Origin of the sequence: Streptomyces sp. SCSIO 30461, from assembly GCF_037023745.1 — a bacterium.
Classification (GTDB): domain Bacteria; phylum Actinomycetota; class Actinomycetes; order Streptomycetales; family Streptomycetaceae; genus Streptomyces.
Map to the genome: position 1 here is coordinate 884663 of NZ_CP146101.1, position 16036 is coordinate 900698.

The 16036-nt window shown below is 68.1% G+C and carries 10 protein-coding genes; 7 read left to right on the forward strand and 3 right to left on the reverse strand.

Going from position 1 to position 16036, the window contains the following annotated elements:
• Positions 1 to 206: 206 nt before the first annotated feature.
• Entirely contained in the window at positions 207 to 3851 is a 3645-nt protein-coding gene (locus tag V1460_RS04120) for a hypothetical protein (RefSeq protein WP_338672188.1), read from the reverse strand.
• 415 nt (positions 3852 to 4266) lie between these two features.
• On the opposite strand from V1460_RS04120, the gene V1460_RS04125 reads away from it, so the two are divergent.
• The 7 genes from V1460_RS04125 (at position 4267) to V1460_RS04155 (ending at position 13956) form a co-directional block, all read left to right on the forward strand.
• Complete coding sequence (locus V1460_RS04125; protein WP_338672189.1) at positions 4267 to 4785, forward strand: hypothetical protein; 519 nt, start codon at positions 4267 to 4269, stop codon at positions 4783 to 4785.
• A 257-nt stretch (positions 4786 to 5042) separates the two neighbouring features.
• A complete protein-coding gene (locus tag V1460_RS04130) occupies positions 5043 to 6584 on the forward strand; it encodes a trypsin-like serine protease (protein WP_338672191.1) in 1542 nt (513 codons plus the stop codon).
• Between the two features lie 363 nt (positions 6585 to 6947).
• Positions 6948 to 8459 (forward strand): FG-GAP-like repeat-containing protein, encoded by a 1512-nt coding sequence (locus V1460_RS04135; RefSeq protein WP_338672192.1) that lies wholly within the window; start codon positions 6948 to 6950, stop codon positions 8457 to 8459.
• A 41-nt stretch (positions 8460 to 8500) separates the two neighbouring features.
• On the forward strand, positions 8501 to 8644 hold the full coding sequence (locus tag V1460_RS04140; RefSeq protein WP_338672193.1) for a hypothetical protein: 144 nt from the start codon (positions 8501 to 8503) through the stop codon (positions 8642 to 8644).
• Between the two features lie 132 nt (positions 8645 to 8776).
• Positions 8777 to 9118, forward strand: a complete 342-nt coding sequence (locus tag V1460_RS04145; protein ID WP_338678377.1) for a hypothetical protein — start codon at positions 8777 to 8779, stop codon at positions 9116 to 9118.
• A gap of 866 nt (positions 9119 to 9984) precedes the next feature.
• Positions 9985 to 11484, forward strand: coding sequence for a MobF family relaxase (gene mobF / locus V1460_RS04150; protein WP_338672194.1), 1500 nt, complete (start codon positions 9985 to 9987; stop codon positions 11482 to 11484).
• Positions 11485 to 11550: 66 nt separating this feature from the next.
• A complete protein-coding gene (locus tag V1460_RS04155) occupies positions 11551 to 13956 on the forward strand; it encodes an AAA family ATPase (RefSeq protein ID WP_338672195.1) in 2406 nt (801 codons plus the stop codon).
• 67 nt (positions 13957 to 14023) lie between these two features.
• Here V1460_RS04155 and V1460_RS04160 read toward each other — a convergent pair whose 3' ends face one another.
• On the reverse strand, positions 14024 to 14305 hold the full coding sequence (locus V1460_RS04160; RefSeq protein WP_338672197.1) for a hypothetical protein: 282 nt from the start codon (positions 14303 to 14305) through the stop codon (positions 14024 to 14026).
• Positions 14295 to 15950, reverse strand: a complete 1656-nt coding sequence (locus tag V1460_RS04165; RefSeq protein WP_338672198.1) for a tyrosine-type recombinase/integrase — start codon at positions 15948 to 15950, stop codon at positions 14295 to 14297. Before V1460_RS04165 ends, V1460_RS04160 begins: the two co-directional genes overlap by 11 nt.
• Positions 15951 to 16036: the final 86 nt, after the last annotated feature.

Here is a 16036-nt window from a genome sequence, read left to right on the forward strand (position 1 = left end):
TCCAGTATCCGCGATACTCGCGAGCACCCTGCAAGCTGAGAGCTTGGATACCTGACTCGGCGCCACAGCAGGGGCAGATGGCATTTGTAGCCCATGTGTCCTCGTAGAAGAGTTCACCGTCGCTGTAGCCGCAGACTCGGCAGATATCCTCGTCTTCCTGGCTTCGCATGTATACCTTCCTCAACTATTTTCCAGGCGGAGTCGGTCTACTTACGCTCGACGCCCTGGTCGTTCAGGTAATCCTTGAGTGTAGGGTATCGAGAGGTATCGAAACCACGTGGATTTGAATCACTCTTCGGGGCCGGTCGGTTCATCGTGTTCGGTACGCCATCCTTGTTGTATGAGGTGAGAGTGTTTGTTCTCTCTTCATAGACGACGTAACCGGTTTGGTCCGATCCGTTCTTCCGGTCCCAGACGCGATAACCGGCAGGCTTCTTATCGGCAAGGTACACGGCGCGGTAGGAGTGAGCCCTTTCGACGTACTGCTTCGCATTCTGTAGTTCAGGGAACTCTGCGCGGTGACTATTCCAGTGATCGAGTGCATTCTGAACCGGTGGGGTCTTGACCTTCCCCTTCTTCGTCTTTGCCCCCCAAATGTTTGGGACGGCGCCGCTGGCCCGTTCTGCCTTCATGAAGGCTTCTGCGCCGTGGTAGGCGTTCTTGCCCCATTTGGCGCCGGTGGCGCCCCAGCCGGCGACCGGGATGGCTGCGGCTGCGGAGAGGGAGGCGTTGAGGGCGTCGCCTTCGAGTCCGTACCAGCCTGCGTTTGCCAGGTCGGCGACCTCGCCGACTGCTGGGATGAGGCCTGCAACGTCGAGCGCCGTGTGTCCGACGCCTGAGAGCACGTCCCAGACGCTTGTCTCGTCGTCGGCCGCCGCGTCGGCCATGGCCTCCTCCATTTCCTGGAGGGCGGCCAGACTTTCGCGGTTCTCTTCCTCGCGGGCGGCCTCCGCTTCCTCGCGGGACTTGCTCATCCACACAGCCAAGGCGTCCTTGGCCGCCTTGTCAGCCGCGTCGGAGTCCTTGCCGGCCGCGATCGCCGACTGCTTGGCCTCGTTGGCGTACGACCAGGCTTCGTCGGCCGAACCGCGCGCGGCAGTTGCGGAGGACTCGGCGAGGGCCGCGGAGTGGCTGGCCTCACGGGCGGATTGCCTGGCTTGTGCCTCGGCTTCGGTGGCCTTCTTCGCCGACTCGGCCGCGCGGTTGGCGGACTCGGTGGCTTGCTTGGCCGACTCGGCTGCCTGGTTGGCGTACCCCTGGGCCTTGTTCTTCGAGGCCTCGGCCTGCTTGCGGTACTTGTCGGCCTCAGTGGCGGCCTTGCGGGCGTCGGCTGCGACGGCCTGGGCCCGGTCGGCGTTCTCCTGCGCGGTCGCCGCGACCTTGGCGGCGTCCTGGATCAGCTTGCTGATCTGCAGGTCGTGAGTGGCCGCGAGCAGGTCCTTGCGCTTGGCCTTGAGCTGGCCGAAGAGGGCGAACTCGTGCAGGGCCTGGGCTGGGGCTTTGAGGGCGATGCAGGCGGCGACCGTCGCTTCGCTGACAGAGCACTTGTCGGGCGCCGTGGAGCCCCCGTCGGCGAGGCCCGCGGCGATGAGGCGGTCGTCGTCGTACTGCGCGGTGAACTGCCCGGTGACGAGGAACTGGCGGTACTTCTCCTCGGAGCCCGAGTTCAGGGCCGCGCGGCCGCTCTCCTGGACGTTGGGTCCACCCTTGCTGATGATCTGGGCGATCTGCACGCGGAAGTCGTCGGACGCGGCCGCGTACTGGCCCGTCTCCAGGAAGGAGGTGATCTTGATGGCGTCGCCGGAGAGCGCGGTCACCGCCTGGGCCCGGACCGGCTCGATCTCCGAGAGGAGGGCGAGGTTCTCGACCCGGGTGCGGTCGTCCTGCTGGGCGGCCTGGGTCCATCCGGTACGGATGTAGTCGGTGACGTCCTTGTCTGTGCCCGCGAGGGCGACCTCGGCGGCCGTCCGGCTCCAGGGGCCCCGGACCTTCATCGCGCTGATGGCGATCTTGCGGGCCTTGAGGGCGACGTCCTTGGCGTCGGCGCCGGGCGCGTTCGCCTCCGCGGCCAGCTTCCTGGCCTCGGTCTCCAGGTCCTGCGCCTCCTTGACGGCGTCCTTGCGCGCCTGGTCGAAGGCGGCGGTGGAGTCGGCCAGGGCGATGGCCTTCTCCATGCCGCTGTTCGCCCGTTCGGCGCGTTCCTCCTTCTCGATCTGCAGTGCCAGCTCGTGGGTCTTGACGGCCTTGGCGACCGCGTCCGACGCGCGGGTGGCGGCCTCCTGGGCAGCCTTGGCGTGAGCGGTGGACTGCGCGGCCGCCTTGGCGGCGTCACCGGCGTGTTCGGCTGCCTCGTCCGCTGCCTTGGCGGCGTTGCGGGCGTGCGTGGCCGCCGAGCGGGCGTCGTCGCGCGCGTCCCGGGCCGCTTGGGCCGACTTGCGGGCCAGGTTCCTGGCCTCTTGGGCGGCTCGGGAGGCCTCCTTGGCCTGGCGGTCGGCGCGGGCAGCGGCGTCCCTGGCCGTTTGGGAGTGCACACCGGCCTGGTCGGCGAAGTCGCTGGCACTCTTGGCCGCGCTGGCCGCGTTCTGCGCGTTGGCACCGGCCTGGCTGGCGGCGTTGGCGGCGTCCGCGGCGCGGTCCGCGGCGATGCTGGCCTGGTCGGAGGCATCGGCCGCAATGTCCGCGCCCTGAGCCGCGGCCCGCGCGTTTTCCGCGGCGGTACGTGCCTTGGCCGCGTCGCTCGCGTTGACCGCGGCGGCGGCCGCCGCACCGCGTGCGTTGGAGGCGGCGTTGGCGGCGCCTGCGGCTGCCGAGGCGGCTTGGGCCGCGGCGTTGGCGGCGATGCGGGCGGAGTTGTTGGCGGCCCGTGCGGCACTGATGGCCTGCTGGGCCGCGGAGGCGGCTTGGTCGGCGGCCTTGGCCGCGCGGCCCGCCGCAGCGGCGGCGCTGAGCGCGTCGTTGCGCGCGAGTTCGGTCTCCTTGGCCGCCTTCTCGGCTGCCGTCTTGGCCAGCGCCGCGGCCGCGATGGCGCGCTTGGAAGTCTCCTCCGCGGCCTTGGTCTCCACCAGGGCCTGGCGTCCGGCCTCGACGGCCTGCGCGGAGAGCTCGGCGATCGTGGCGTGCTCGCGGTCCCGGTCGCGGGCGATGTGCTGGCCCACTTCCAGGAACTCGCGGATGTCGGCCGGGCTGCCCTTCATGGCGATCTTGCCCGCGGCCCGTACGTTCGGCCCGCCGGTGCTCAGGATCTGGGCCAGCTGCAGTCGTTCGTCATCCTCGCGCGCCGTGTACTGACCCTTGTTGAGGAAGGCCTGGACGTCGGTGGCCGACCCGTTGAGCGCGGCCTTGCCGGCCTCCTGGACAGTGGGCCCGCCGGCGTCCATCAGCTGGGCGACACGGAGCCGCTGGTCCTCCTCGAGCGGATGCTTCCACCCGTCCTTGAGGAACGCCTGCAGATCCGCGTCGGACGCCGACAGCGCCTTGCGGGCCGCTTCCTGGACGTTGACGCCGCCCACCGTGGCGATCTGCGCCACGGAGACGCGGTCGTCGTCGACCTGGAGCCCGGGGGCCACATTGTCGAGGAAGTCCTTCACCTCGGCGTCGCTGCCGGTGAGGGCGACCTCGGCGGCAGCCTTGACGCCAGGTCCGCCCTCCTTCCAGAGCTCGACGACCTTGCCACGGTCGGTGGCGGGTATCGCGCTGACCGGGCTCTCGTCGTCGAAGCCATCGTCGGCCACAGCCGGTGCGGAGCCCATGAGCCCTACGACCAGGGCAACCGGCAGCAGGCTCACCAGCAGCGCCCGCAGGGTGCGCCACGCTCTATTCGCGTGCCGGGGTGCACGCAGTCTTCGCCTCAAGATCACTCATCTCATCGCCGACGACACACCATCGCCGGAATCCGGATCGAGGGAGCGGCTGAGAAGTTCAAAGATTTGAATGTTCGCGTTCAAAATTAGCGAACGCGATCCGCCCCCCACTCGGCGTGTGCGGCGTGTGGCGCCAGAGTCGAAGGTCGACCGGAGGTTGCCGATGGCGACTGGGTGCACATGGTCCGAGTTCGCCGCACATTACCCCACCTTGACCATCACTCATGGCGCCGGGGTGCGGTGATCTAGTTCACCTTATGCGGAATTGACAGACATTGTACGCGAGTGTTTTCTTGTCAACTGGGATTCGCTGATGAGTTTCTGACTCCGCGTGTGGCGCTGCGAGTTTCCTATCGCTCGATTCACGGCTGATGACCACAGCCGTTTCCCGGAAGGACGCCCTCAGGTGTTCACGCATGCCCGCAAGCTGATGATCGGCGCCGCCCTCGCTGGTGCCGCCGCCCTGACCCTCGCCGTTCCCGCCCTGGCCTCGCCACCCGCCGCCGACTCGCCCGTGGCCGACGCGTCGATGCCGTACGCCGTCGAGACCTTCGAGTACCCCAACGCCGCGCAGATCCTCGAACAGAAGATGATCAAGCTGATCCGCGGTGATGGCAACATCGTCCTCGCCGACTGCGACAGCTCCGACAAGGCGCAGATCAACGTCCAGGTCACCCGTGGCCCCGACGAGCAGGACAAGCCCAAGCTCTTCTGCTTCCGGGCCACCGCCAAGTACGGCTTCCTCGCCCTCGAAGTGCCTCGCGTGTTCTACATCGAGACCGCCGACCACCCGGTGTCGGCGAAGCTGACCACGGACGCCGGCGACTCCCAGACCGTCAACGTTGCCAAGGACGACTTCGAGAGTGTCGGCCAGGGACTCGGCAAGCCCATGACGACTCTGGTCGAACTCCGCGTCACCGGCTAACCGCCAACCAGGCGACTGCCAGGCGCGCATCTCTGAACCAGAACTGTGCTTCGGCCGCGATCATGATGCGCTACCACGGTAGACGCCCCTTGAAGGCTAGACCCACCCCCGTGACGTCGTGCGACTTTCCACGGCATCGTCGGCAAGATCGGCACACGCTGCCGTGGTCCGACGCCTCGCCCTGGCGTTGCCCACAGTCAACACCGCCTCTCTGCGTGCCCGTACCTGGGCGCGGCTCACACCAAGGAAACAAAGCTTTGCGACACGCCAGATCCCTGCGCCTTCTTGCGGTGGCCACGGCCTTCATATCGGGACCACTCGTGCTGTCCGCTGCCTCCGCGTCTGCCGTAACCGGCCCTGCGGTTACGGACAGCTCGTACGAGTTCGCCGCACGGCTGGTGATCGGTGAGGGCGACAAGACCAGGTCCTGCTCCGCCACCCTCGTCGACCCCCAGTGGCTGCTCACCGCCGCATCCTGCTTCACCGGCGGTCTCACCGAACTCAAGCCAGGCAAGCCGGCGGACAAGACGACAGCCACCATCGGCCGCGCCGACCTCACGGCAACAGGCGGTCACGTCAGCGAAGTCGTCGAACTCGTACCCCGCACCGACCGCGACCTCGTCATGGCACGCCTCGAGACTCCCACCTCCGGCATCACCGCCGCCATCGTGACCACCAGTTCTGCGGCCGAGGGCGACACGATCACCGTCCCGGGCTACGGGCGCACCAAGGACGAGTGGGTCCCGCGCAAGCTCCATACCTCCGCCTTCACGGTCAACTCGGCCACCCAGAACGAAGTCAAGATCGCGGGCAAGACCGCGGGCGACGCGATCTGCAAGGGCGACACCGGAGCTCCGCTCCTGCGCACCAAGGACGGAAAGACCTACCTCGTCGGCGTTGCCAGCCGGTCCTGGCAGGGCGGCTGCCTCGGTGAGACCGAGACGCGCAACAACGCCATTGCCACGCGCACCGACGACATCGCTCCCTGGATCCAGCAACTGCGCCTGGCCCCCCACGTCCAGAACGTCACCGAAGTGATCACCTCCGCCGATTTCAACGGAGACGGGCGCCTCGACGTCGCCGCGGTACTCGAGGACGGCTCCCTCAGAGCCTTCTACGGCCGTACCGACGGAACCCTGCAATACGGTCGCGACCTCTGGCGCGACAAGGGCTGGGGAAGCGTCAAGAAGATCATCGGCGGTGACTTCAACGGCGACGGCAAGGGAGACATCGCCGCGATCTCCGCCGCCGGTGCGCTCCTGTTCTACCCGGGCACCGGAACCACCGGGAAGCTGGGCGACAGCCGCCCCATGTGGAAGGACAACACCTGGAGCAGCACGCGGCCCATCGCCCGCTACAAGCTCGACTCCTCCGGCCGTGACGGCCTCGCCGTTCAGGCAGACGACGGCGCCCTGTACGGCTACCCCAGCAACACCGACGGCGTCCTCACCGGCGAGCGCCTCAGCCTGTGGCCCGACAAGACGTGGGACAAGCGCCTCATCGCCGCCGGCGACCTCAACGGCGACACGTACGACGACATGATCGCCGTAGCGGCCAACGGCAAACTGCACCTCTACCCCGGCAACTCCAAGCACACGCTCGGCGCTGCCGTCCTGCTCTGGCACGACGCCAGCTGGTCCGGCATGGAGACCGTCCTCGCCGGCGACGTCAACGGAGACCGCAAGGGCGACCTCCTCGGCCGCGTCAAGACGGGCGGCCTGTACTGGTACGCCGGCGACGGCGCCGGAACCATCGCACCCGGCCGCCTGATGTGGCCCACCACCACCTCAGCCAGCTGACCACCCGCACACACCGCGAGGGCACAGCCGACAGCTGTGCCCTCGCGGCTGCAGTGCTCCTCAAGGCGCCGATCGTGCTGGTCTGGGTCAACATCCACGGCAAGGCCGACCCCGTCACCGTGCGCAACGACGCCTCCCTCTGCACCTCACGGGCAACGGCCAGGGCAACTTCTCCGCCCCGTCGTCACCCAGCCGTAACCCCGCACAGCAGGACCCGGACGCGGCCGCCTCCGCGCGGCAGTGTTGATCTTGTTCAGTGACATTGTTCTTCTGTACCCCTGTATCCAGATTCCGGGGGACGCCTCACCGGCTGAGGGCCCCATCGCAGTCACCTTCCGACCCGCAGCAAGGATGGTCGCCACCGTGTCCCGTACACGTACCCGTCTCGCCGTACTCACCACGGTCTTGGCCGCGGCCGCCAGTTCAGCCGCCCTCACCGGCATACCTGCCGTAGCCGCTACCGGTTCCGACGCCCTCGCTGGCACCCAGGCACCCGTCGCGCGCCTCCACATCGGTGAAGGCGATACCTCCCGTTCCTGTTCCGGTGCCCTGGTCGACCGCCTGTGGGTACTGACCGCCGCGGCCTGCTTCGCCGACGACCCCGCCAACTCCACCCAGATCGCCGCAGGCAAGCCGGTCCTCAAGACCACCGCGACCATCGGCCGGAGCTCCCTGACCGGGACCGGGGGACACGTCGCCGAAGTCGTGGAACTCGTGCCCTCCCCCAGCCGCGACCTGGTCATGGCGCGCCTCGCGACACCTACCAACGGCATCGCCCTCCTCCCCCTGTCCGCTTCCCCCGCCGGCGAGGGTGACACCCTGCAGGCCGTCGGCTTCGGCCGCACCAAGACTGAATGGGTGCCCGGCGCCGCCCATGTCGCATCGATGAAGGTCGGCGCGCTCTCCGACACCGAGCTCACGATGGCCGGTGCCACCGCGAACGACGCACTGTGCAAGGGTGACACCGGCGCTCCGCTGCTGCGCGAGACCGAGGAAGGCGTCGCGCTTGTGGGCATCGCCACCCGCTCACGCCAGGGCGGCTGTCTGGGCGAGAGCGAGACCCGCACCGACGCCATGGCCACACGCACCGATGATGTGGCCGACTGGATCGCCACCACCGCGGGCCGGTCATGGGCGCTGCTGATGACCGCCACCGACTTCAACGGTGACAAGAAGGCCGACCTGCTGGCGATCGATGCGGCCGACGACTACCTCTACGCCCAGCCTGGCGACGGCAAGGGCAAGTTCGGCACGCGTGTCAAAGTCAACCAGGGCAGGTGGACCAACATGCGTCTGCTGGGCGCCAACGACTTCACCGGTGACGGCAAGGCCGACATCCTCGCCGTGAACACCAACGGCAACCTCTACCTCTACCCGGGCAACGGCAAGAACGGCATTACTGGCTCCTCCGTGGCCGGCACCGGCTGGCAGAACATGCGCATGCTCTCCGCCGGGGACTTCACCGGCGACGGGAAGACCGACATCTACGCCGTCCACACCAGCGGAGACCTGTACCTGTACTCCGGCAAGGGCAACGGCACCTTCAACGCGGCCAGCAAGACGGGCGCTGGCTGGCAGAACATGCGCATGCTCTCCGCCGGGGACTTCACCGGCGACGGGAAGACCGACATCTACGCCGTCCACACCAGCGGAGACCTGTACCTGTACTCCGGCAAGGGCAACGGCACCTTCGACACGGCTAAGAAGACCGGCGGCGGCTGGCAGAACATGCGACTGATCTCCGAAGCCGACTTCAACGGCGACCAGAAGAGCGACCTGATCGCCATCCACACCAACGGCAGCATCTACGCCTACCCCGGCAACGACAAGGGCAGCTTCAGCACCCCCATCGTCACCCCGGCCCCCACCACCTGACCCGCATGTAACCAGCTGCACGCGGCAAGAGCGGGAGAGCCGTGCGCGGCCGTCACCCCTACAAGGTCGACTCCACCGGGAGGGATGGCCTCGCCGTTCAGGCAGACGACGGCGTCCTTTGCGGCTACCCCAGCGACACCGATGGCGCCCTCGTCGGCGAGCGCCGCACCCTGTGGCCCGACTAGGGAGCGTATGTGGTTGTGATCATCAGGTGGTCCGGGTGAGCTCTCTGAGCCAGATCATCGAGGCGCGGAGGTGGAGGCCGGCGAGGTAGCTGTCGGGGGTCTTGTCGTACCGCGTGGCGGTGGTCCATCGAGGTGACCTTCGCCGAGGCACGTCAGGTGCTCGGGGCCGGCCAGGCGTGCAGCCGCACCCGACACGCCATCGAACGCACCGTGCCGTTCGGCCTGTACTGCTACACCATCACCGTCATCTGGTACACGCTGCACGGCCACCACCCCCACGACACGGCAGGGCACCGCACACGGGCCCCGTGGTACGTCACCAAGACGCACCCGGCGTTCTCCGACATGGCCGCCAAGCTCCGCCGGACGATCATCGCAGCCCGATTTATGCCCATCGACGCCGGTCAGCCCACCGATACCGAAATCCGCGCCGTCCAGGAGGCATGGGCCGCAGCCAGCACAGACTTGGCATGACGGTTGGTCAGAACGGCGAAAGTCGAGCGACAGGGATTACAGGGGAAATCGCTGACCAGCAGTTTCGTTCCCGTCCGGGCCTACAGGGCAATGACAGGGATTACAGGGTTGAACGTTCAACCCTGTAATCCCTGTCATTGCCTGCGCTCATCCCTGTCGCCGTTTTCGCAGGTCAGCGATTTCTCCTGTAATCCCTGTCGGGTTGGGGTGTCCGTGGCGGGGAGCGAACCCTGGTCGTCACGGAGCGTTTCTGCACTGGAGCAAGGGCTGCGCTGCGAGCAGCGACTGCACGCACCCGCCCCAAAGACGCCCCACGGCAAGCTCCGCCAGATCAGCAACTCGACTCGGCTGCGAGCGCCTGTCCCGCCGGGCGGACCGGATTTCAAGATCCACACCCGCCCGGCGGGAGAAGCGGAAGCAGCCCGGGCCACGGCGGTCGCAGGAGTCGTACGACGGCATGGAGTTGCGGGAACAGCCGCTGCCTGAACTCCACCGGAGAAGCCCCATGCCATATCGACTTACCACTCCGAGCGGCCCGGATGCGGCCGCGTTGCCCCGGCTGGCCGGGGTTGCCCGCGAGGGTAACCCCCTTCGTCCTCTCCTTCTCTTTGATCTCCTTCTCTTTGATCACAGACGATCCGCACGCCGCCGAACCTCGACAGCCACGAGTGCAGATGCAGCGACGGCCCCCACGACAGGGGGATCCCCGTGGCTTGGCTGACCAAGATCCGTACCGACGAGCAGGTCGAATACCGGCTGCGGCAGCAGGCCGGGTGTGCTGTGGTCGAGCAGACAGCCGTCATCGACGACGGAGACGAGACGGTCGACTATCGCCTGCGTCCCGAGGGGGTACTCAGCTGGTCTGGGTGGGGGCCGGTCTCCACCTCGTCGGCCTGGTCGACGGCGAGGTCCTGGACGAGGAGGGCAAGAACGCGGCGCGCTGCCTGATGAACGGGTGTCACCCGGCGACCGGGGCTCGACTGCTCGGCTCGCGCAACTCGCTCCAAGCTCATCCGAAGTCCCAGCTGACCACGGCCCGTACGGTCGCAGCCCTGGTGGCGGTCGCCGAGAGGAGGGGCGTCGAACCCTCCGTCCTCCTGGAGGGCAAGCCCAACCAGCAGCGAGTCCTTGAGCGGATGCAGCGGATGGTGCACCACCGGGGCGAGGCCCACCGCATGCAAGTGGGGACGCTGCACAAGCTGGTCCGAGCGGCCGGCCTCTCCCTCACCGACATCTACGGAGAGGAGGAGCTCGCAGATGCCTGGGCGCACAAGGACCGCCGTGTCGACTCCCGTGTCCGCGGCTGGGATGTGGTCCTCGACCTGCCGAAATCCGACAGCCTGCTGCATGGCCTCGTAGGCCTGTTGGACGCGGAAGACCTTCGCTCCCTGGCCATCCAGGCCATGCGCGACACGGTCGGACAGCTGGAGCGGTGGTGCGCGTACGCGGTCGGCAGCGAGGACGGCGAGCGGATTCGGCTCGAGATCGGTGGGCTGATGGGCTGGGTCGTCATGCACGAGAGCGCGCGGCCCGTCCGGGCCGGGGAGCCCGGCGACCCTCATCTGCATCTGCACCTGGTGATCGCCAACCTCGCGTTGTGCGAGGACGGCAAGTGGCGCTCCATAGCCAACTCCGGCACCGACCTCCACCGGCACGCCTCCGCCGCCGACGCCTACTTCAAGGCGCGGTTCAGGGCGTTGACCTATGAGCGGTTCGGGGTCCGGCGCGAGCTGAACGAGCGCACTGGCGCCTGGGAGATCCGCGGCATCCCCGCCAAGCTGCGCGACGCGTACTCCCGCCGCGCCGCGCTCGTGGACGAGAAGGCCGGCGCCGACGCGAGCCGCCAGGAGAAGGCTGCGGTGTCTCTGGCGACCAAGCGCGACAAGCTCGATGCCGACGCAACCGTGATGCGCGCCAGCTGGCGCCAACGCGCCGAGGCGATGGGAGTCGACGTCGACGCGATGGTGACCGCAGCCGCTCCCGGGCCACCAGGACCGCAGAGCGCAGGAATTGGGCCGGACGGTGGCCCGCGCATTCCGCCGCCGGACGAACTCGCCGCCATGGTCTTCGCTCCTGCGACGGGACTGACGGCCCACGAGAAGTCGTTCAGCCGCGCGCAGCTCCTGGCGGCCGTCGCGAACCGTCTTGAGTACGGCATCGACGCCGATCCGGACCGCTTGGAGCAACTCGCCGACCAAGTCCTCGCCGTCGAGGGGTACGCGGTGCGGGTGCCGTCGGTCGGCTCCACCCTGATGTCGTCCATCGACCGCTACACCACGCAGGACATCCTCAACGCCGAGAACGTCGTCACCACCCAGGCACTCGCTAGGGTCGGCGACGGCTCGGCGAAGCTGAGCGTGGACTAGGCCGTCGCGGCCATCGGCATCTTCGAGATCGCCTGCGGCTTCCCGCTGTCCGAGGAGCAGCGGGCCGTGGTCATCCGGATGCTCACCGAAGGACACGGCATCGAGGCGGCCGTCGGAGCCGCGGGCGCGGGCAAGTCGACGCTGATGGACGCCTGCCGGATCGCCTGGGACGCCTCCGGCATCACCTACGCGGGGGCGTGCCTGAGCGCGGTGGCGGCGAAGAACCTCACCGAGTCCTCCGGCATCCCGTCCAAGACGGTCGCGGCATGGCTGCACGAGATCGAGAACGGCAAGGGCCTGCGCGGCGTGGACGTGCTGTGCATCGACGAAGCGACCATGGTCGACGACCGTGCAGCCGCCCGCTTGATGACCGAGGCCGCACGCACCGGCACGAAAATCATCGCGATCGGCGACCACCTGCAGCTCCAGGCGATCGGCCCCGGGGGCTGGTTCCGCGAGACCCACTACCTGGTCAACGGGCTCACCCTCACCGAGAACCGCCGCCAGGAGGACGCCGCCGAACGCGCCGCACTGGACATCTGGCGAACCGGCGACCACGAACTTGCCCTGCGGATGCTCGCCGAGGGCGGCCGCGTACACGCCGCTGAAACCGCCGACGAAGCCCGCTCACAGATCCTCACCACCTGGGACGAGATCCGCAGCCACTGGCCCAACCCACAGGACCTGGCCGCGAACCTGGCGGTACTCGCCGCCCGCAACTCCCACGTCGACGCCCTCAACCTCGGCGCGCAGCAGATCCGCCGCGCCGCCGGCGAACTCGGCGACGAACACACCTACGCCCTCCCCGGCGGCGACACCCTCACCCTCGCGGTCGGCGACCTGGTGCGCGTACGAGCGAACGACTATCGCTCCCGGCGCGGCGAAGGACCGGACGTGCTCAACGGGTACCGCGCCGTCATCACGGCGATGGACGCGGAACACCGGGTCAAGATCACCTGGAGAGTCAAGGACGTCACGGCCGAGGCCGGCTACCGGTACGAGTCGGCGTGGGTGAAGCCCGAGCGGATCGCTTCCGGAGCGCTGTCGCTGGGCTACGCCATGACGATCGCGGCGAGCCAAGGTCTGACCTGCCACACCTCGCTGATGTACGGACACGGAGCGAATGCTTTCGCCACCTACCCCGGCATCACGCGCGCTCGACGGGCCAACCACATCTGGCTACCCCTGGCGGTCATCGAGGACGAGGAGACCCAGGCCCGCCTCGGCACGGCCCGCAGCGAGAAGGAGCTGCTGCCGCGTGCGGTCCTCGCCTTCGCCCGGTTCCTGGGCCAGTCGAAGCCGGACCACATGATCTCCGACCTGCTCCGCGAGCGGCCGGCACCCGCGCAGCTTCCGGCCCAACCCGCGGCTACGGAAGCCCGGGCCACCGAACGCGTACCGCACCGGGCCCCACCCTGGAGCTCCCTCACACCCGCCGTCGAGCAGGCCGAACGCGAGGCCCACAGAAGGCGTCAGGCCTCCCATGCCCGGCCGGACTCGAAGTGGGAAGCCATCATGGCCGACGCCATCACGAAACTGCGCAGCCAGGACCAGGGCGTACTGACCCGCGCGCTCGCCACGGCATACGGCATCGAACTGCCGCCGCACACGGTCGACGAAGCCCAGGAAGCGATCACCCGGACCCGGCAACGGGTCAGCGAATTCGACGCACGCCTGGAAGCAGTGGAGCGCAAGCGGTACAAGCTGAGCAGCGAACAGAGAGAGCAACTCGGTCAGATGCGGCTGAAGTTGGAGCGGGTAGCGATCCTCCCGATTACGGCACGTCCATACGGATCCTTGAGCGTCGAGGGCTTGGCGCGGCAGCTTGCCGATGCTGAACACGGGGCCAGTCGCGCCGAGTTGGCGGTAGCGGAGGCGATCGAGACTGAGCGGCTCCTCAGCGAGCGGCTGGCAGCGGAGGGGACCACCGGACAGACACGAGGGGAGGCCTACGCCGTCGAACTCCACCGCCTCGTGGACCAGGTCGGTGAGCTGCTGGCCGACGACGACCGGTCCGAGTCAGGTGATGGCTCACAAGCGACAAGAGAGGCCTGGGAGGCCATCCGCACGAGCGACCTCGCCGGCGCACTCGGCATACCGCAGGACCCTGCGGAAGCACCGCAGGATCTTGGCCCGCAACTCGCTGAGCTGTGCGACAGAGCGTCCAGGCTCGGCCACGACCTGGACAAGCGGGCCAGGACGGAGCTGGCCTCCGCCCATCAACGCGCCGCGAGGGAACGGGAGGCCGTCCAGCGGTTTCGAAGCGTCGCCACCGAGCTGCAGGCCGAAGTGGCCCTACGCGACACGATTGCAACCCGGCACCCTGAGCTTCACGACATAGAGGAGAGTGCTCGACTCAACCAGAGCCGGGGACAAGGTGAGGCCCCGACACCGCAGCAGGTGCCCGACGACGGTCAGTCCACTGCCGCCGAGCAGTCCCCGCCACAACCTCAGCGGAATCAGACGCGCTGACGGACAGAGCGTTTCGGGCCCACGGGATGGTGGGCCCGAAACGCCTTCGCGGGTATCGGCTCCACTCTCAGCCGGTAAAACTGAGCTGCAGCACGGTCAGCGTCTTGGTGATCTGACCGACCAGGAGCACGGCGATGGCGTGCTCGGTCACGAGCATCCGAACGACACCGTCGTCCTCGCCGTACGGCTCCGTCGCACCGATCGGGTCCTCACAGGCCGCCGCGAGCGCGAGCGACAGCCGCTCACTCGCGGCGGCCTCCGACAGTCGTCGCGGGTCCCGCACCCCACGGTACGCGGCATCGGCGACAGGAGGGGAGGGAGCGCGGAGGGTGTGTGATTCACGCGGCATCGACGGCCTCCTCCTGGAGCTGACGGACGATGGCGCGCCGACCCCGGCTGACCTCGATCAGCCCGTCCTTCTTGAGCTGACTGAAGGCGCGGTGGGCGGTACCAACAGAGACGCCGTGCGCCTGGGCGATGTCGCCGATCGTGGGCACGTCCTCCCCGGGAAGCATCGTGCCGTCCTTGATGGCCTCGGCGAGCTCCTGGGCGATGGTTTCCCAGGGAGCGAGCTCGCGGGGTGGAGCCGCTTCGGCCTTGATGACGCGGCCGATGGGCCCCACCTCCGTGTCCGGACGGGCCACGACGGATGCCTCGCACTGACCGCACAGGGCCTCGGCTCCGTCGGCAGTGACCACGAGCATCGCCCACAGTGATTCGTTGCCGCACTCGCAGAGCAGCCGCAGTCCGTTGACGACAGTGGTGACCGGCTGCTCGGTCACCAGACCTTCGGGTACGGGGAGTTGCTTGGCGAAGATGGTGACGGCCTTGCGATCCGCAGTGGGCAGGAACGCCGCGTAGTGCTTGAGCGTCGTCGCTCCGCCACCGCCGTGTCCGACGCGGCCGGCGACGGTGCGGACGTCGGCTCCGGCACCCAGGAGCTCGGTCACGTTGTACGCGCGGAGGTCCTTCAGGCGATGGGTGTGGATCTTTAGCGTCTTTGCCAGGCGGCGGTATCGCTGGCTGACGGTTGCCGGGATGAGCGGGGTCGAGCTGTCGCCCTCACCGGAGAACACAAAGGCGTCGCGGGCGAGTTCACCGCCGAGCGCCTTGCAGCGTTCCTCGGCACGATCGCGGTGGGCGGCCAGAACGGAGCGCGTGATGAGATCGATGGCCTGCTTGCGGTGCTGATGCGTTTTGGTGTCCTTGATGCGGCGGCCGTTGTTCGAGTGCTTCACGAACAGCTCAAGCCGGTCGAGGTCGATGTCCGACCAGCGCAGGGCGCACATCTCGCCGCGGCGCGAGCCGGTCACCATGGTCATGAACAGGAACGTGCCCCAGTCCAGGTCGCGCTGCCAGGCGGTGTTGAGGACGAGGGCCGCCTCCTCGGGAGTCGGCGGGTCCGGGTTCGGCTGTGGCTGGGAAGGCGGCTCGGCGAGGGCGGCGACGTTCGTGGTCACGTAGCCCCAGCGCAGGCCGCGTTCGAGTGCCGGGCGCAGGATGAAGTGAATCTTGCGGACCGTGTTCGCGGCCAGCGGCTCGCACACGTGCTTCTCCTTGGTCTTCGGGTCGGTCTTCCCGTTGCGCCGGCCTTCGCACTGCTCGCGGCACTTCCGCAGCCGGGAGTAGAAGAGCTCGAGCATCTCGGCGGTGACCTTGTTGGCCTTCATGTCGCCGAAGGTCGGCTTGAGGTAGTTGCGGATGATGCCCTCGGCCCGCTCGTGCGAGGTGTCCTCGTCGAGCTCGGCGACGTCGAGCCAGCGGTCGAGGAGGAAGGACATGGTGACCGCGCGTTTGGGGTGGCGCTGCTCGTCGACCTGGTGGAGGAGCTTGGTGCGGGCCTTCTCCGCTTCGGGGAGCGTTGCGGCCTGCTCGTAGAGGTAGATCTTCCTCTTTGTGAGCGGATCGCGTCCGACGTAGACGCTCGCTTGGTAGCCGGATCCGTTGCGCCGGATGCGACCTCGCTGAGGGGCTTCGACCTTGGTGTTCGTCATGCTGCGGAACCTACTGACGGCTAATGCCACGGCTATGACGAACAGCGCGCCTACCTCAGAGAGGTAAACGCGCTGGTCAGACACTG